Source organism: Actinokineospora iranica, from assembly GCF_900101685.1.
Taxonomy (GTDB): domain Bacteria; phylum Actinomycetota; class Actinomycetes; order Mycobacteriales; family Pseudonocardiaceae; genus Actinokineospora; species Actinokineospora iranica.
Genome location: NZ_FMZZ01000012.1, coordinates 112272 through 130030 on the forward strand (window position 1 = coordinate 112272; position 17759 = coordinate 130030).

At 71.0% G+C, this 17759-nt stretch carries 14 protein-coding genes; 9 read left to right on the forward strand and 5 right to left on the reverse strand.

Annotation, left to right across the window (positions count from 1 at the left end; genetic code table 11):
• Positions 1 to 303: 303 nt before the first annotated feature.
• The 5 genes from BLS56_RS32425 (at position 304) to BLS56_RS22740 (ending at position 7819) form a co-directional block, all read left to right on the forward strand.
• Complete coding sequence (locus BLS56_RS32425; RefSeq protein WP_228771847.1) at positions 304 to 636, forward strand: hypothetical protein; 333 nt, start codon at positions 304 to 306, stop codon at positions 634 to 636.
• A gap of 260 nt (positions 637 to 896) precedes the next feature.
• A complete protein-coding gene (locus tag BLS56_RS22725; RefSeq protein ID WP_091454550.1) occupies positions 897 to 5870 on the forward strand; it encodes an NAD-glutamate dehydrogenase in 4974 nt (1657 codons plus the stop codon).
• Positions 5871 to 6117: 247 nt separating this feature from the next.
• Positions 6118 to 6696 (forward strand): hypothetical protein, encoded by a 579-nt coding sequence (locus tag BLS56_RS22730; RefSeq protein WP_091454553.1) that lies wholly within the window; start codon positions 6118 to 6120, stop codon positions 6694 to 6696.
• Positions 6697 to 6762: 66 nt separating this feature from the next.
• Positions 6763 to 7194: an acyl-CoA thioesterase gene (locus BLS56_RS22735; RefSeq protein ID WP_091454731.1), complete on the forward strand. Its 432-nt coding sequence runs from the start codon at positions 6763 to 6765 to the stop codon at positions 7192 to 7194.
• A complete protein-coding gene (locus BLS56_RS22740; RefSeq protein ID WP_091454555.1) occupies positions 7187 to 7819 on the forward strand; it encodes a hypothetical protein in 633 nt (210 codons plus the stop codon). The genes BLS56_RS22735 and BLS56_RS22740 overlap by 8 nt, the downstream gene beginning before the upstream one ends.
• A gap of 22 nt (positions 7820 to 7841) precedes the next feature.
• On the opposite strand, the gene BLS56_RS22745 is transcribed toward BLS56_RS22740, so the two are convergent.
• The 3 genes from BLS56_RS22745 to BLS56_RS22755 all read right to left on the reverse strand — a co-directional run bounded on the left by BLS56_RS22745 (position 7842) and on the right by BLS56_RS22755 (position 10938).
• On the reverse strand, positions 7842 to 9437 hold the full coding sequence (locus BLS56_RS22745) for a glycoside hydrolase family 13 protein (RefSeq protein WP_228771848.1): 1596 nt from the start codon (positions 9435 to 9437) through the stop codon (positions 7842 to 7844).
• A gap of 91 nt (positions 9438 to 9528) precedes the next feature.
• Positions 9529 to 9912, reverse strand: a complete 384-nt coding sequence (locus BLS56_RS22750) for a globin (protein ID WP_091454562.1) — start codon at positions 9910 to 9912, stop codon at positions 9529 to 9531.
• 24 nt (positions 9913 to 9936) lie between these two features.
• Positions 9937 to 10938 carry a mechanosensitive ion channel family protein gene (locus BLS56_RS22755; RefSeq protein WP_091454565.1) on the reverse strand — a complete coding sequence of 334 codons (1002 nt, stop codon included), beginning with the start codon at positions 10936 to 10938 and terminating at the stop codon, positions 9937 to 9939.
• 161 nt (positions 10939 to 11099) lie between these two features.
• On the opposite strand from BLS56_RS22755, the gene BLS56_RS22760 reads away from it, so the two are divergent.
• Positions 11100 to 11765 (forward strand): HNH endonuclease, encoded by a 666-nt coding sequence (locus BLS56_RS22760; protein WP_175482986.1) that lies wholly within the window; start codon positions 11100 to 11102, stop codon positions 11763 to 11765.
• Here the strand turns inward: BLS56_RS22760 and BLS56_RS33100 are convergent.
• Positions 11762 to 12841, reverse strand: coding sequence for a hypothetical protein (locus BLS56_RS33100; RefSeq protein ID WP_228771849.1), 1080 nt, complete (start codon positions 12839 to 12841; stop codon positions 11762 to 11764). The two genes, BLS56_RS22760 and BLS56_RS33100, sit on opposite strands and share 4 nt — an antisense overlap.
• 527 nt (positions 12842 to 13368) lie before the next feature.
• Between BLS56_RS33100 and ctaJ the strand changes: the two genes are divergently transcribed.
• Both ctaJ and BLS56_RS22780 read left to right on the forward strand, forming a co-directional pair.
• Positions 13369 to 13623, forward strand: a complete 255-nt coding sequence (ctaJ, locus tag BLS56_RS22775; RefSeq protein WP_091454570.1) for an aa3-type cytochrome oxidase subunit CtaJ — start codon at positions 13369 to 13371, stop codon at positions 13621 to 13623.
• A complete protein-coding gene (locus BLS56_RS22780; protein WP_175482987.1) occupies positions 13613 to 14107 on the forward strand; it encodes a DUF5130 family protein in 495 nt (164 codons plus the stop codon). The genes ctaJ and BLS56_RS22780 overlap by 11 nt, the downstream gene beginning before the upstream one ends.
• A gap of 191 nt (positions 14108 to 14298) precedes the next feature.
• Here BLS56_RS22780 and pepN read toward each other — a convergent pair whose 3' ends face one another.
• Positions 14299 to 16866, reverse strand: a complete 2568-nt coding sequence (pepN, locus tag BLS56_RS22785) for an aminopeptidase N (protein ID WP_091454572.1) — start codon at positions 16864 to 16866, stop codon at positions 14299 to 14301.
• Between the two features lie 241 nt (positions 16867 to 17107).
• On the opposite strand from pepN, the gene BLS56_RS22790 reads away from it, so the two are divergent.
• A complete protein-coding gene (locus BLS56_RS22790) occupies positions 17108 to 17746 on the forward strand; it encodes a DsbA family oxidoreductase (RefSeq protein WP_091454574.1) in 639 nt (212 codons plus the stop codon).
• Positions 17747 to 17759: the final 13 nt, after the last annotated feature.

The following is a 17759-nucleotide window of genomic DNA, read 5'->3' on the forward strand; positions in this document are numbered from 1 at the left end:
GGTGTCGGGGGTGATGTCGGGCCGGACGGTGCGCTTGCGGAAGGCGAGCCGGCTGCGGGAAGCAGTGTTCGCGCGATAAGGGATGCGGCCGCGGGGGAAAGCGGTGCGGGTGAGCGGGCTGGCGGGGACGTCGCGGAGGTGAGTGGGGGTGGCGCTTCTGAGGGCGCTGCCCAGGGCGACGTGGACGGCAGTGCTCCGGACGAGAGTTCGGTGCCGTCTTCCGGGCCGGTGAAGGGTGAGGGGGCTTCGGGTAGCTCGGCGGCTGATGGGACGTCGGGGCGTGGAGGTGCGCAGCGGCGGCGGTTGGGCAGTCGGCGGGAGCGGGCGAACTCCAGTGGGCTGGCGGATTTGCTGGCCGAGGCGATGGTCGCGTTTCAGGAGACTCAGCCGGAGCGGTCCGTCGACGAGCAGAACCGGGGCACGCCGCAGTCGGACGCGGCTCGGTGGTCGGACTCCGGGTGGTCGGACAGCGCGCCGTCGGGGCGGCGCGGATCCGAGTCCGGTGAGCCGCGGCGGACGGGGGCTGAGTCGGGCGAGTCGGGGCGGCGGGGGGTCGATCTCTCCCCGTCCGCGGGTGGGATTCGCGGTAGGCACCGGTCGTCGGAGTGGGCGCCCGCGGACATCGACAGCGGCTGATCTGACGAATCGCGGGAAAGCGGGAGTAGGTGCGGGGTTCGCGGGGCACACTGGTCGGGTGTCGGGAGCGCGATATCGCCGCCGGAGGGGAGCGGGTGTGATCAACACGCCGCCGAAACGTGTCGTTTCTGTGCTGGAAAACCGGCCTTCACATCGATGTTGATCTTGATCCCGAGGTGCGTTGACGGATTCCCGCCGCACTAGTGTGTAAGGGGTTCGCGGCACACCGACGTGCCGCCTAACGTGGAGCCAAGGACACAATGACCTCGACTGGATATACGTTCCGCACCGAGAGAGCCGTCAGCGCCGACGGTTCGGAGTCGGCGGGGCGGCCGGTCAGCACCAGCCCGGAACAGACCCGAGACGACCTCATCGAGCGGGCCGCCCAGCAGGCCGCCGACATCGCCGACCTCATCCGCTTGTACTACCGGTACATCCCGCCGGAGGAGGTCATCGACGACGACCCGGTGAACCTCGTCGGCGCCGTGCGGTCGCACGCGCAGCTCGCCGAGCAGCGGGTCAAAGGACGGCCCGCCGTCCGGATGCTCAACCCCAACCCCACCGACGACGAGTGGAGCGCGCACGGCTCCGTCGTGCAGCTTGTCACCGACGACATGCCCTACCTGGTCGAATCCGTCAGCGCGGAACTGGTGCGCCGCGGCGTGCAGGTGCAGCGCGTGGTCCACCCGATCGTCGTGGTGCGGCGGGATGTGGCAGGCGGGCTCAAAGAGGTGCTGCCCACCGCCGACCCCGACAATCCGCCGCCGGACGCGTTCGCCGAGTCGTGGATGCACATCGAGGTCGACCTGATCACCGACGCCGACCGCTCCCGGGAGATCGAGACCGGGCTGCTGTCGGTGTTGAACGACGTGCGCGAGGTCGTCGAGGACACCGACCGCATGGCGGGCACCGCCCGCGCGCTGGCCGACCAGCTCGAAGCGTCCCCGCCGCCGCTGGACGCCCCCCAGATCGCCGACGGGGCCGCGCTGCTGCGCTGGCTCGCCGACGGGCACTTCACCTTCGTCGGCTACCGCAACTACGAGCTTGTCGCGGGCGAGGAGGACGGCGAGCCCGCCCTGCGCGCCGTCCTGGCCAGCGGTCTCGGCGTGCTGCGCCAGGACAGCCTGGCCGCCCGCAGCCTCACCGCGGGCCCGGACACCGTCGCGCACGCGCTCGCCCCGAACCTGCTGGTGCTCACCGAGGCCAGCGCCCCCTCGACGGTCCACCGCTCGACTTACCCGTACTACGTCGGCGTCAAGACGTTCAACGACGCCGGTGAGGTCACCGGAGAGCACCGCTTCCTGGGTGTGTTCACCACTACCGCGTTGCACGAGAACGTTCTCGACATCCCGGTAGTGGAGCGGCGGGTACGCGAGGTGATCCACCGCGCGGGCTTCCCGATGGAGTCTTACTCCGGGCAGCGCATGTTGGAGGTCATCCAGAACTGGCCGCGCGCCGAGCTGTTCTCCACCACCACCGACGCGCTCTACGCGACCGCGACCGGTGTGCTCGCCCTGGCCGACCGGCGCAGGCTGCGGCTGTTCCTGCGCCGCGACCCGTACGCCCGGTTCTTCTCGTGCCTGGTCTTCCTCCCGCGCGACCGCTACACGACGACCTCGCGCATCGCGATGCAGGAGGTGCTGCTCGACGAGCTGGGCGGGACGAACCTGGAGTTCAGCACGCGGGTGGGCGAGACCGCGTTGGCGCAGGTGTACTTCATCGTCCACACCGACCCCGGCAGGCACGTCGAGCCGGACGTCCAGCGCATCCAGGAGCGGCTCACCGAGGCCGTGCGGAGCTGGGACGACCGCATGGTCGAGGCGATCTTCGCCGAGCAGCGCGGCCAGGTCGACGCGGGCGCCGCGGTCGGCGCGGAGTCGGCCACCGAGCAGGGCCAGCGCTACGCCAGCGTGTTCCCCGAGGCGTACAAGGAGGACTTCACCGCCGTCGAGGCGCTGGCCGACCTGCGCGAGTTGCAGGGCCTGCGCACCGAGTCCGACCTGGGCATGTCGTTCTACGTGCCCGCGAACGCGGAGCCGGGGGAGCGGCGGTTCAAGCTGTACCTGGCCGGTCGGGGCGTGACGCTGTCGCAGGTGCTGCCGGTGTTGCAGCGCATGGGCGTCGAGGTCGTCGACGAGCGCCCGTACGAGTTGCGCCGCGAGGACGGCGCCCGCTGGTGGATCTACGACTTCGGGCTGCGGATCGACCCGTCGGTGCTGGAGGGCCGCGGCGACGAGGCGCCCGACCGGCTCAAGACCGACTTCGAGGACGCGTTCGCCGCCACCTGGCGCGGCGACGCGGAGTCCGACCGGTTCAACGCCCTGGTCCTGCGCGGCGGGCTCACCTGGCGGCAGGCGGTCGTGCTGCGCGCCTATTCGCGTTACCTGCGGCAGGCAGGCACGCCGTACAGCCAGGAGTACATCGAGGACGCGGTCTTGGCGCACACGCGCGTGGCCACGGCTTTGGTGCGGCTGTTCGAGACCTGCTTCGACCCGTCGTCGTCCGAGGAGACCCGCAAGGGCCAGGCCGCCACCCAGCTCGCCGAGATCACCGAGCTGATCGACGGCGTGACCAGCCTGGACGAGGACCGCATCCTGCGCAGCCTGCTCACCGTCATCCGGGCGACGCTGCGCACGAACTACTGCGTCCGCGACGCGAACGGAGAACCGCGCCCGTACCTGGCGATCAAGCTGGAGCCGGGGGCGGTGCCGGACCTGCCCGAGCCGCGGCCGCGGTTCGAGATCTTCGTGTACTCGCCCCGGGTCGAGGGCGTGCACCTGCGGTTCGGGCCGGTGGCCCGCGGCGGGCTGCGCTGGTCGGACCGGCGGGAGGACTTCCGCACCGAGGTGCTGGGGCTGGTCAAGGCGCAGGCGGTGAAGAACGCGGTGATCGTGCCGGTCGGCGCGAAGGGCGGGTTCGTGGTGAAGCGCCCGACCGCGCCCACCGGCGACCCGAGCCTGGACCGCGAGGCGCTGATGGCCGAGGGCGTCGCCTGCTACCGCATGTTCATCTCCGGCCTGCTCGACCTGACCGACAACCTCGACGCGGACGTCGTGGTGCCCGCGCCGAACGTGGTGCGCTACGACGGCGACGACACCTACCTCGTCGTCGCCGCGGACAAGGGCACGGCCACGTTCTCCGACATCGCCAACGAGGTCGCCAAGGACTACGGGTTCTGGCTGGGCGACGCGTTCGCCAGCGGCGGCTCGGTCGGCTACGACCACAAGGCCATGGGCATCACCGCCAAGGGCGCGTGGGAGAGCGTGAAGCGGCACTTCCGCGAACTGGGCGTGGACACCCAGTCCGAGCCGTTCACCGTGGTCGGCGTCGGCGACATGTCCGGCGACGTGTTCGGCAACGGGATGCTGCTCTCCGAGCACATCCGGCTGGTGGCCGCGTTCGACCACCGGCACATCTTCCTCGACCCCGACCCGTCCGCGGCGGTGTCCTTCGCCGAGCGCAAGCGCCTGTTCGAGCTGCCCCGCTCGTCCTGGGACGACTACGACCGCGCCCTGATCAGCGAGGGCGGCGGCGTCTGGCCGCGCACCCTCAAGGCGATTCCGATCAGCTCGCAGGTGGCCAGGGTGCTCGGCCTGCCCGCCGACCTGACCAAGCTCTCGCCGCAGGAGCTGATGAAGTCGATCCTGCTCGCCGAGGTCGACCTGCTGTGGAACGGCGGCATCGGCACCTACGTCAAGGCCAGCACCGAGTCGCACGCCGACGTGGGCGACAAGGCCAACGACGCGGTGCGCGTGGACGGGGCCGCGCTGCGGGTCAAGGTCGTCGGCGAGGGCGGCAACCTGGGGCTCACCCCGCGCGGCCGGATCGAGTTCGCGCGGGCGGGCGGCAAGGTCAACACCGACGCCATCGACAACTCCGCTGGCGTGGACTGCTCCGACCACGAGGTCAACATCAAGATCCTGCTGGACAAGCTGGTCCGCGACGGCGACCTGGGCCGCGAACGGCGCGACGCGCTGCTGGCCGAGATGACCGACCAGGTCGGCGACCTGGTGCTGGCCGACAACTACCGGCAGAACGCGGTGCTCGGCGTCAGCCGCGCACACGCCGCGCCGATGCTGCCGGTGCACGCGCGGCTGGTCGAGTCCCTGGAGCAGGAAAGCGGTCTGGACCGCGGCTTGGAGGCGCTGCCCTCCCGCGAGCGGTTCAAGGCGATGGACAAGGCGGGCGAGGGCCTGAGCTCCCCGGAGCTGGCGACGCTGCTCGCGCACGTCAAGCTCTCGCTCAAGGAGCGGGTGCTGGCCAGTGAGCTGCCCGACCAGGACGTGTTCGCCCGCAGGCTGCCGGAGTACTTCCCGACGCAGCTGCGCGAGCAGTTCGGCCCGAGCATCCAGGGCCACCCGCTGCACCGCCAGATCACCACGACGCTGCTGGTCAACGAGGTGGTCGACGGCGCGGGCGTGTCGTACGCGTTCCGGCTGGCCGAGGAGATGAGCGCCAGCGCCACCGACGCCGTGCGGGCGTTCGCGGTGGCCACCCGGGTCTACGACCTGCGGTCGATCTGGCGGGAAATCAGCGCCCTGGACAACGTGGTGCCGACCGACGTCGCCGACGGCATGGTGCTGGAGACCCGGCGCCTGCTGGACCGCGCGTCCCGGTGGCTGCTGTCGAACCGGCCGCAGCCGCTGGCGGTGGGCGCGGAGATCAGCCGCTTCCAGGACGTGGTCCGCGACCTGGTGCCCCAGGTCGGCGACCTGCTGCGCGGCCGGGCCCGCGAAGAGGCCGCGGCCGACGCCGACCGGATGATCCAGGCCGGGGTGCCCGCCGATCTCGCCAAGCGGGTGTCCGCGCTGCTCGACGCGTTCGGGCTGCTCGACATCACCGAGGTCGCCGAGCTCGCCGAGCGGGACAGCGGCCTGGACGAGCGCAGCCCGCTGGAGACCGCGGAGCTGTATTACGCGCTGTCCGAGCACCTGGATATCGATCTGATGCTGACGTCGATCAGCGCGCTGGAACGGGGCAACCGCTGGCACGCGTTGGCGCGGTTGGCGTTGCGTGACGATCTCTATGGGTCGTTGCGGGCGATCACCTTGGATGTGCTGGCGCAGAGTGATCCGGATGAGCCCGCCGCGGTGAAGATCGCCTCGTGGGAGCGCACGAACGCGTCGAGGCTGAGCCGGGCGCGGGCGTCGCTGCAGGAGATTCGCGCGGTCGGCAAGCTCGACCTGGCCACCCTGTCCGTGGCGGCTCGCCAGGTGCGCAGCATGGTCCGCTAACCCGCCGCTCGTTTCCCCAGAGGCCGCCTTCACCGTCGTGGAGGCGGCCTCTGGGGTCAGATGGAGGGCGCGGCGGGTAGCGGCTTCCTGGCCAAGAACGTCCTGGCCGCCTTCGGCAGGAGCAGCAGGGCGATCACGGCGCCCCCGGAGGCCACCGAGAACAGTGTTGCCGGCGAGCGGTGCGAGCAGCACGCTGAGCGCGGCGAGCGCGAGGGTGCTGCACGCCAAGACTCCGGTCTAGACGGTCGTGGCCGAACTCCGCCGCTGGGACGCGCGGTGGACCGCGGTCGTCGCGGGCAGCGGGCAGCCGCCGATCACCTGTATCGAGCCAGAGCCAGAGCCCGAGTCGGAGCCCGAGTCGGAGTCGGAGTCCGGGGGCGAGCCCGAGCCCTCGCCCGCCCGCGGCCGGGTCCGGCTCGCGGTCCTCGCGCTGGCTTCCGCTCTCGCGGGCGCCCTGGCCGCGACGGCGGTCGCCGGGGTGTGGCCGTGGACGGTGTTCGACCCGACCCCGGACCTGCGGGCCGAAGTCGGCAGGCCCAAACCGGGCGGCTCGGCCGAGGGCTGCCCGTCGCGGTCCACCGACGTCCGCGACCGCCGCGACGACTCGGCGGGCTCGCTCTGGTACCGCGAGTGCGCAGACCACCTGGAGTTCTGGCTCACCGACCACATGAAGGACGGCCGCTGCGTCTGGGCGGTGGTGCACTGGTCCAACGGCGCGACGGACACGACGTCGCGGGCCTGTCCCGCTGGCAAGGTGGATCACGACAAGATCCCCCGGCTGACCGATGACTACCGGGTCGAGTTGATCGCTCGGACTACCGGTTAGCGGATAGCGGTCGGTTCGGCGCTAGGGTTGACACCTAAGCGAATCCGCATGTGGGAGGGGCGTCCGTTGGGTGTGTTCGTCGCCGAGGTGCGGCCCCGCTGGTCCGACATGGACCCCTACGGGCACGTCAACCACGCGAACACGGTGACTCTCCTCGAAGAGGCCCGGGTCGACCTGCTGTTCCACGAAGCCGCCCTGCGCGGCGCGGAGGACCTCGCCCGCGGGGTGGTGGTGGCCAAGCTCGCCGTCGACTATCGCGCGCCGTTGTTCGCCAACGGCCGCTCTCTGCGCATCGCCATGGGTGTGCGGGAGATCCGCGCCGCTTACTTCGTTCTCGACTACCAGGTGCACAGCGGGCCGTCGGCGGGTGATCCGGTCGCGGTGACCGCGTCCACCACCCTCGCCCCGTATGACCTGTCCACCGGCAAACCGCGGCGCATCACCGACGTCGAACGCGACTTCCTCGCCGCTTGGCACAGTGGGGGCAACGGTGCCTGAACTGGTCTTCGACGACCCGTCCGAGCGGGACGACCTCGGCGCGTTCGTCGCCCGGGCGGTGCGGCTCGACCAGCAGGCCGTCGTCCGGCTGCGCGGCCGAGAGGGCGGTCTGATCGATGCCTGGGTCGCCACGCCCTTCGACGTCCTGGCCACCCGGACGGCCCGGGGCGTCATCGAGCCGGGTGACATGACCGTCTCCGGCGGTGAGCTGCTTGCCGCCCTCGCGGTAGTCCGCGGCGACCGCCTCGACCCGGGCGCGCCCCGCGACATGATGTGGCGCTCGGCCCTCCCCCCGACCAAGCACTGGCAGGTCGTGGACCGCGTGCCCGCGAGCATGGTCTCCGACCTCGCCGACAAGGGCTTGGCGGTGGCCAAGGAGAACGTCGGCCCGCAGGGCACCCCGCCCGCGTCTCTCTTGGACCAGACAGTGCTGACGGTCAGCGGAGACGGCCTGGAGATCAAGGTCCCCTTGCGCTGTCTGTTCGCCCTGTCCGGCATGGGTTTCCTGACCGGCGGCGCCGACGAGCACATCAGGGTGACCGCCACCGACGCGTGGCTGCGCCTCGACGCCCGCTACGGCGCCGTGGTGCGCCGCAGGCACGCCCTGCTTCCCCTGCTGGTCTGACCCGGCCCGCTTCCCGGGAAGGTCAGACCAGCCAGACCGACGTCTCCGGCGGCAGGTAGTCGCTGTCCATGGGGCCGCTGGCCAGCAGGATGTCGCCAGGCGGCAGCGGCACCGGCGCGCCGGAGGTGTTCAGCGCGCAGATCAGGCCGCCGCCCTTGCGGCGGAACGCGAAGCAGCCGGGGGGCGCGCCGTACCACTCCAGCTCGGTGCCGTCGAACGCCTCGATCGTCTTGCGCAGTTCCAGCGCGTGCCGGTAGAGCGACAGCATCGACGCCGGGTCCTCCAACTGCGCCTCGACCGTCAGCGACGCCCACTCGTGCGGCACCGGCAGCCACGTCCCGGCTGACGACGAGAAGCCGAACGGGGGCGTCTCGCCCTCCCAGGGCACCGGCACCCTGGCGCCGTCGCGGCCGCGTTCGGTGTGCCCGGAGCGTTCCCACATCGGGTCTTGCCGCGCCCACTCGGGCAGGTCGACGTCGGGCAGGCCCAGTTCCTCGCCGTTGTACAGAAACGACACGCCCGGCAGCGCGAGCAGCACCAGCGCCATCGCCCTGGCCCGGCGCACGCCCAGGTCGCCGCCGCCGTAGCGGGTGACGTGGCGGGGGACGTCGTGGTTGGACAGGGTCCAGGTGGGCGGGGCGGGCGAGTCCGCGACCGCGGCCAGCGAGTGGTCGATCGCGCTGCGCACCGTGTCGGCGTCGAAGTCGGCGTCGACCAGCTTGAAGTTGAAGCCGAGGTGCAGCTCGTCCGGGCGCACGTAGCGGGCGAACCGCTCGTCGCTGTCCACCCAGATCTCGCCGACGGCGATCGTGCACGGGTACTCGTCGACGACCTTGCGGATCACGCGGTGGACCTCGTGCACGCCCTCGTTGTCGAACCGAGGGTCGTCGGCCGGGTGCGACTGGGCCCCCCGTATCTCGATCAGCCTCGGGTCCATGTCCGGCAGCCCGGGTGCCTTGGCCATGCCGTGCGCGACGTCGACGCGGAAGCCGTCGACGCCCCGGTCGAGCCAGAACCGCAGCGTGGCGACCAGGTCGGCGCGGACATCGGCGTTCTCCAGGTTCAGGTCCGGCTGCTCGGGGGCGAACAGGTGCAGGTACCACTGCCCGTCCGGCACGCGGGTCCACGCCGGGCCGCCGAAGACGCTGGTCCAGTTGTTCGGCGGGCTGGCGCCGTCGGGGCCTGCGCCGTCACGGAAGAAGTACCGGTCGCGCTCAAGGCTGCCCGGCCCCGCGCGCAGGGCGGCCTGGAACCACTCGTGCTGGTCGCTGCTGTGGTTGGGCACCAGGTCGACGGTGACCTTGATGCCGTGGGCGTGCGCGTCGGCCACGAGCCGGTCGAACGCGGCCAGGTCGCCGAAGAGCGGGTCGACCTCGCGCGGGTCGGCCACGTCGTAGCCGTGGTCGGCCATCGGAGACCGGTAGAACGGAGTCAGCCACAGCGCGTCCACGCCCAGCAACTCCAGGTAGCCGAGGCGGGAGCGGACGCCCTCCAGGTCGCCGACCCCGTCGCCGTCGGAATCGGCGAACGAGCGGACGTAGACCTGGTAGAAGACCGCGTCATGCCACCAGGGCGGCGCGGGAGCGCCATCTTGTCGGGGGTCGGCGGTTCGTCGCACGATTGTTGATCCTGCCATTCGCCGTTGTCGGACTCCCCGAAGTCCGCACCACTGGGCTGTGATCTTGAACTGGGCTGTGATCTCGCCCGCGTCAGATCCAGCTGTTGAGCATTCCGTTCGCCGCCATCTCCAGGTACTGCCACAGTTGGGCCCGGTGCTTCTCGGACAGCCCCGCGTCGTCCACCGCGATCCGCATACAGCGCAGCCACGCGTCGCGCTGCACCGGGCCGATCGTGAACGGTTGGTGGCGCATCCGCAAGCGCGGGTGTCCCCGCTGGTCGGAGTAGGTGTGCGGGCCGCCCCAGTACTGCATGAGGAACAGCCGCAGCCGCTCCTCGGCAGGCCCGAGATCGGGCTCGGGGTAGAGCGGCAGCAGCACGTCGTCCTTGGCTACCTCGGCGTAGAACCGGGAGACGATCCGGCGGAACGTCTCCTCGCCGCCGACGGCGTCGTAGAAGTTCTCGGGAGTGGCCACGTCTCCATCCTCGCTTACGTCCCGTCAGGCGGGGGACGGGGGGAACAGTCGGCCCATCGGCGGCTGGATTCCCGCCTCTTCGATCGCGCCCATCGCCCGCGCGCGCAGCGCCCGCTGCACCGCCCACTGCCTGCCGGGGCGGACCTTGACCGTCATCCGGACCGTGATGCTCTCCGGGGTCACCTTCTCCACGCCCAGCACCTCGGGCGGCTCGATCACGTCGCTGGCGAACGGCTCTTCTCCGGTGACCTCGGTGGCCACCCGGTCCAGCAGGTCGGTGACCGCGTCGACGTCGACGCTGTAGCCGACCGGCAGGTCGACCACGGCCACCGCGAAGCCCTGGCTGGAGTTCCCGACCCGCAGGATCTCGCCGTTGCGCACATACCAGACAGTGCCGTTGATGTCACGCAGCGTCGTGACCCGCAGTCCGACAGCCTCGATGGTGCCGCTGGCCTCACCGACGTCGACGACGTCGCCGACCCCGTACTGGTCCTCCAGCATCATGAAGATGCCGGACAGGAAGTCCTTCACCAGGTTCTGCGCGCCGAAGCCCAGCGCGACGCCGACGATGCCTGCCGAGGCGATGATCGGCCCCAGGTTCAGCCCCAGCTCGCCCAGGACCAGGATGAACGCCAAGCCGTAGACGATGAACGTCACCATCGACTTGAGCACCGACCCTATGGTCCTCGCCCGCTGCGTGCGCCGCTCCGACAGGATCGAGCCCAGCGCCTGCGGCGCGCGCTCCTTGAGCGGTCTGAGCAGCGCAGGTCTTCTGCCGGTGCCCTCGCCAGCGGCGTCCGCCGCGCCGTTGCCCGCGGTCAGGCGGTCGATCAGCCTGCGCGCGAGCAGCCGGATCGCGAACGCGACCACGAGAATGAGCAGGATCTTGAGCGGCTTGGCCACGAGCCAGCCCGCCGAGGCGGCCAACCACTCGTTGTTCGTCAGCCGCCACACCTCTGCGCACCACGACCCGTCCTCGGCGATGCAGGTGGGCGGTTCCATCGTGAAGGGAAGTGTGGGAGTCATCGGCGCCGACGATAGCCACGCCCCCCAACCGGGTCGAGGTGGGGCTGGAAGGGACAAGTTCACCCTGTATTAGCGGGGTGATCCGGGACACGTCACAGATCACACGTGCACTCAGGGCCTCAGTTGTGGTCGACTTAAGCAGCACTGGTGGAGGTGGTCGAGTGCCAGACCGACAACCGACCCGCTTCGGCGCGCCCTCGGGGCCCGCGCCGCGGACAGCGCTGTGCCCGGAACCGGGCCCGACTGCCGCGCCCGCCCGAGCCGCGCCGAGCTGTGCTCCCCTGTCCAACCCGCCGCCCCCGGTGTCGTCCTGGGGCAGACGCAGGGTCCTGCTGCTCAACACCACCTTCGAGCCGCTGACCGCGCTCTCGCTGCGCCGGGCCGTGGTGCTGGTGGTGTGCGGGAAGGCCGAGGTCGTCCACGGGGACCCCGCGGGGATGGTCGTGCATTCGGCCACGTCGAGCGTGGTGATTCCGTCGGTGATCCGGCTCAGCAGCTACGTGCGGGTCCCGTATCGGGGCCGGGTGCCGCTGACCAGGGCCGGGCTGATGCACCGCGACCGCTACCGCTGCGCGTACTGCGGGGGTCGGGCTGAGACTATCGACCACGTGGTCCCACGCAGCCGGGGCGGCCAGCACACCTGGCAGAACTGCGTCGCGTGCTGCGCCAAGTGCAACCACCGCAAGGCGGACAAACTGCTCTCCGAGCTGGGCTGGCGGCTGCGGGTCGTGCCCACCGCGCCCCGCGGGCCGCACTGGCGGCTGCTGGCGGGAGTGGTCGACGCTGACCCGTTATGGCTTCCGTACCTCGGCGAACCAGCGGCCTAGGCGCAGGTGACGCGCGTGCCCCGGGTGACCCTGGTCCCGCGAGTGACGCGCGTGCCGCGCTCGCGGCCGGTGACGCGGGTGCCGCGGTGCTGAGCGGTGACGCGCGTGCCCCGGGTGCCACGGTCCTGGGAAGTGACGCGCGTGCCGCACACTGCGGTGACGCGCGTTCCGCGAGTCACGCGGGTGCCGCGCTGGGCGGTGACGCGCGTCCCACAGGTGACGCGGGTGCCGCGCTCGCGCGAGATGACTCGGTCGTCGCGAGTGACCCGGGTGCCGCGCTCGCGGGAGGTGACTCGCGTTCCGCGCGTGACTCGTGTTCCACGGGTCACGCGGGTGCCGCGCTCGTCGGCGGTGACGCGGGTGCCGCGCTGCTGAGCGGTGACGCGGGTTCCCCTGGTGACCCTGGTGCCGTGTTCCTGGGCGGTGACCCGGGTGCCGCACTGGGAAGTGACACGCGTTCCGCGGGTCACGCGGGTGCCGAGCTGGGAGGTGACGTGGGTTCCCCTGGTGACCCTGGTGCCAAGCCGGGCGGTGACGCGCGTGCCCCGGGTGACGCGGGTGCCCCGCTCCGCCGCGGTGACGCGCGTTCCGCGAGTGACCCTGGTGCCGCGTTCCTGGGCGGTGACCCGGGTTCCCCTGGTCACGCGGGTGCCGCGCTCTTCCGCCGTGACCCGGGTGCCGCGAGTGACCCTCGTGCCGCGCGTCTGCGCGGTGACCCGCGTTCCGCGTTCCTCGGCGGTGACCCTGGTGCCGCGGGTGACTCGGGTGCCGCGTTCCTCGGCGGTGACGCGGGTTCCCCTGGTGACCCGGGTGCCCCGCTCCGCCGCGGTGACTCGGGTGCCACGGGTGACGCGGGTGCCGCGGTCTTCCGCCGTGACGCGCGTTCCGCGAGTGACCCTGGTGCCGCGTTCCTGGGCGGTGACCCGGGTTCCCCTGGTCACCCTGGTGCCGCGTTCTTCGGCCGTGACTCGGGTTCCCCTGGTCACGCGGGTGCCCCGCTCGTCGGCCGTGACCCGGGTTCCGCGTTCCTCGGCGGTCACCCGGGTGCCCCTGATGCCGCGCTCGTCCGCCGTCACCCTCGTCCCCCGGTTAGCCAGAGTGGCGGTGGTGCTGACGGTGACTCGCGTGCCACGATCGTGTGTCGTGACCCGCGTCCCTCGGGTGACGGTCCACGCCCCTGGGGTGACGCAGGCGCGCCGAAATTCGCACCGGCCTTGCGTCTGGTCGTCCATATGGGTGATGATCATTGCCGCGTCGAGGGAAGCAATGGTGTACATGGAGTGGCCTCCTGGGGGCGGTTGCGCATCAAATGAGCGGAAGGTCGACTTCGCAAGGGCCGTACAGGTGAAAGCTATGACCCTGATGCGTAACCGACAAGACGTCAACCCGCTGGAAGGGCTCCGACGTGCGCAGTTGAGGCCGTTCGCCCCCTGGTGATAGGCCCAACGAGCTACGAGCGCGGACGTCAGTCGGCCGATGCGGCTTACCAGGAGAGCACCAACCGCTCACGAAGCGCGATCATGGCCGGTGGCGTCGCTGCCAGGGGCTTCGCGCGGTGGGAGTCGCCGCTGTGGGCGTGGGCTCGTCGGTTACCGTATCGCCTGTGACGCCCGTCGAGACCATTCTCGTCTTCGCGGCGATCCCGCTGGCCATCTACGGTGTGATCGCCCTACTGACACTGCGTGAGAGGTTCGCCAAGAGCCCGCGCTATCGCCCCGGACAGGAGTGGGAGCACCCGCCGGTCTGGTGGACGGCGAATCCCGCCGGACTGGGGGCTGGCCATTCCGCGGCCGCTCCCGCGCAGGACGACCCGGCGCCCCGGCGCACGGCCAAGGGAGGAGCCCGCGGTGGCTGGTGAGGTGATTCGGGCCGACGCCGACCCGACCGTCGAGGACCCGGAGCACGGCTACGGCGCCGCGGTCACGGCCAGCGGCCGGATCTCGGTGGCCAAGCAGAAGACGCCCCCGCCCGCCGGGCTTCCGTTCACCACGGTCCAGCTGACCAGACTCGACGAGGCCTTGACGCTGTCGGCGCGGGCCACCGGCCTCGGGTTCAGCGTGTACCTCGGCGATCTCGGCGAGGACACCCGCGACCGCGCGGAGGAGCTGCACGCGGGCATCGGCGCGGCCTCGGCCGAGTCGGTGCTGATCGCGGTGTCTCCCGGCCAGCGCAAGGTGGAGATCGTGACCGGCGCGGAAGCCGCGCGCCGCCTGCCCGACCGGGGCTGCAACCTCGCCGTGATGAGCATGGTCGCCTCGTTCAAGGAGGGCGACCTGATCGGCGGGCTCGTCAGCGCTCTGCGGATGCTCAGCGACCAGGCGGGCGAAGCGCACCGGCGCTGAGACAGCGCCCGATCGCCCGTTCGCCGAAGCCGGTTAGCCTGAACAGACTATGGCCGACTCGCCGAATAGCAGCGGGTCCGCTGCTCTGAACGCGAGTTTGGTCACCGCTGATCACTGGACGGTAGCCCTCAGTATGGGGTCATGAAAAGTGCCCCCGCCGACCCGGCGGGGGCACTTTCACGTTTCGGTGGTCAGGAGCCGTCGAACTCCCGGGCCGCCAGGGCGCGGACGATGCCCGCGCGGCCTTCGGTGACCAGCCTGCGCAGCGCGGGCGGGTGCTCGCCCGCCAGCCACTCGTCCGCCGCCGCCACCGTGCTCTGGTCGACCGCCCAGGCCGGGAACAGGCCCAGCGCCACCGACTGCGCCCGCTCGCTGGAGCGCCGCGCCCACACGTCGGCGACGTCGGCGAAGTAGCGGGCCGCATACGGGGCCAGCAGCTCGCGCTGGGCCGGGTGGGAGAAGCCGTTGATGATGGCCTCGTTCACCGCGTTGGGCAGCGCGTCGTCGTGCACCGCGCGCCGCCACGCCTCGGCCTTGTCCGCCTCGGTCGGCCGCAGGGAGCGGGCGCGCTCGGCCTGCCGGTGGCCAGCCGCCGTCGAGTCGGTCTTGAGTTCGGCGCTGATCTCGTCCTCGCCCGCGACGCCGTGCGCGACCAGGGCGTGCAGCAGCCGCCAGCGCAGGTCGGTGTCGACGACCAGGCCCGGCAGCGGAGCCGACCCGTCGAGCCACCCGCGCAGCGTGGCCAGCTTCGCCTCGTCCAGCACCGAGCCGGACAGCGAGTTGACGAACGCGAGCTGGTGGTCCGAGCCGGGCTCTGCCGAGCGGGCCAGCTCCAGGATGCGGTCGGTGAAGACGCCCCAGCCCGTCGGAGCCCACCCCGGGTCGGCGTACGAGCCGAGCGCGGTCTGGGCCTGCAGCAGCAGCCGCTGCACGACGCCGACCTCGGTCTCGGCGGCCAGGCCGTGGCAGACCAGGGTGACGAAGTCGCGCGCCTTGAGCTCGGCCTCGCGGGTCATCTCCCACGCCGCCGACCAGCACAGGGTGCGCGGCAGCGGCTCGGTGATGTCGCCGATCCGGTCGATCAGCGTGGTCAGCGAGCCCGGGTCGAGCCGCATCGTGCAGTAGGTCAGGTCGTCGTCGTTGACCAGCACGAGCTTGCCGCCCGGCACGCCGACCAGCTCGGGCACCTCGGTGCGCTCGCCGTCGATGTCGATCTCCACGCGGTGCGTGCGGACCAGCTTGCCGTCGGCGTCGTCGTAGACGCCGATCGCGACCCGGTGCGTGCGCAGCTCGCCCTTGCCCGGCTTCGCGCCGCCCTGCAGCACCGCGAACTCGCTGAACCGGCCCGCCTCGTCCAGGGCGAACCGGGCGCGCAGCGAGTTCAGGCCGGTCGTCTCCAGCCACTGCGCGCTCCACCAGGACAGGTCGCGGCCCGACGCCTCCTCCAGCGCGCCGAGCAGGTCCGCCAGGGTCGCGTTGCCCCAGGCGTGCTTGCCGAAGTAGACCCGCAGGCCGGACAGGAAGTTGTCCAGCCCCACGTAGGCGACGAGCTGCTTGAGCACGCTCGCGCCCTTGGCGTAGGTGATGCCGTCGAAGTTGACCTCGACCGCCTGCACGTCGGGGATGTCGGCGGCCACCGGGTGCGTCGAGGGCAGCTGGTCCTGCCGGTACGCCCACGACTTCTCGATGTTGGCGAAGCTGGTCCAGGCGTGCTTGTACTCGGTCGCGGCGGCCTGGGCCAAGACGCTGGCGAAGGTCGCGAACGACTCGTTGAGCCACAGGTCGTCCCACCAGCGCATGGTGACCAGGTCGCCGAACCACATGTGCGCCATCTCGTGCAGCACCGTCTCGCAGCGTCGCTCATAGGCGTAGCGGGTCACCCGGCTGCGGAAGACGTAGTCCTCCAGGAAGGTGACACAGCCCGCGTTCTCCATGGCGCCCGCGTTGAACTCCGGCACGAAGCACTGGTCGTACTTCCCGAACGGGTAAGCCACGCCGAAGTTGTCGTGGAAGAACGCGAAGCCCTGCTTGGTCTCGGTGAACAGCCGGTCGGCGTCCATGTGCTCGGCCAGCGACGCGCGGCAGTAGATGCCCAGCGGGATGGCGCCGTGCCCGTCGGTGTACTCGTCCGTCCACTGCGCGTACGGGCCCGCGACCAGCGCGACCAGGTACGTCGACATGGGCTTGGTGGTCTCGAACTCGTGCCGGGCCGCGCCGTCGACACCGCCGGGGACGCTGGTCACGGCCGCCGCCGCCGCGTTGGAGATGACCTTCCAGCCGCGCGGGGCGATCACGCTGATCGCGTAGGTGCCCTTCAGGTCGGGCTGGTCGAAGCAGGCGAACATGCGCTTGGCGTCGGCCGTCTCGAACTGCGTGTACAGGTAGACGCTCTTGTCCACCGGGTCGACGAAACGGTGCAGGCCCTCGCCGGTGTTCATGTAGTCGCAGATCGCGACGACGGTCAGGACGTTGCGCTCGGCCAGGTCGGTGAGCGGGAGACCGCCCTCCTGGGTGTAGCCGGACACGTCCAGCGCGACGCCGTTCAGCTCAGCCGACAGCACCGCGCTCGCGACGATGTCGATGAAGGTCGACGCGCCTACCTCGCGGCTGGTGAAGCGCACTGTCGTGCGTGAGGAGAACGTGCTCTCACCGGGCTGGCCGACGCCATCGGTGAGGTCCAGCTCGATGGAGTACGACTCCACCTCCACCAGCGCGGCGCGCTGCTGGGCTTGGTCTCGGGTCAGGTTGGGCGCGGCCACGGAACACCTCGGCGGACTCGTCGGTGGGTAAAGGGCTGGGGAACTGGAGGACAACTTCGGAACTGACAATCGCATCCAATCACGACCTACCTGACGCCGGTGGCGAGGAGGCTCGGGAAGCTTTGCCGTGGGGATGACGTTGCAGCGTCGCGGGGGGACTGGCTGCCCGCCGAGTGGGTGAAGATCCGCGCAAGATGCTGACAAATCTTCGTCGGAAGATCAAAATTTTGGGAGTGAGTCCATGACCGCAGTGCAGGAAGTGCCCGCGTCCGCGCCCCGGACCAAGGTCGACTTCTACTTCGACCCGATCTGCCCGTTCGCCTGGATCGCCTCCCGGTGGATCATCGAGGTCGAGAAGCAGCGGGACATCGATCTGCGCTTTCGGGTGATGAGCCTGTCGGTGCTCAACGAGAACCGCGACGAGCTTCCGGAGTCCTACCGCGAGCTGCTCGCGGCGGGCTGGGGGCCGGTCCGGGTCCTCATCGCCGCCGCGCAGGCGCACGGCGACGAGGTGCTGCGCGATCTCTACACCGCGATGGGCACCCGCTTCCACAACCAGGGACGCGGCGACCGCATCGAGGTGGTCGAGGCCGCGCTCGCCGAGGTCGGTCTCCCCGCCGAGCTGATCGCGGCCGCCACCAGCACCGAGTACGACGAGGCGCTGCGCAAGTCCCACCACGAGGGCATGGACCCGGTCGGCGACGAGGTCGGCACCCCGACCATCCACATCGACGGGGTCGCGTTCTTCGGCCCGGTGCTCACCTCCATCCCCAAGGGCGACGACGCGCTCAGGGTGTTCGACGGCGCGCGCCTGCTGGCGGGCTACCCGGACTTCTTCGAACTCAAGCGCAGCCGCACCGGCGAGCTGGACTTCACCTGAGCAGGGGAGCGGT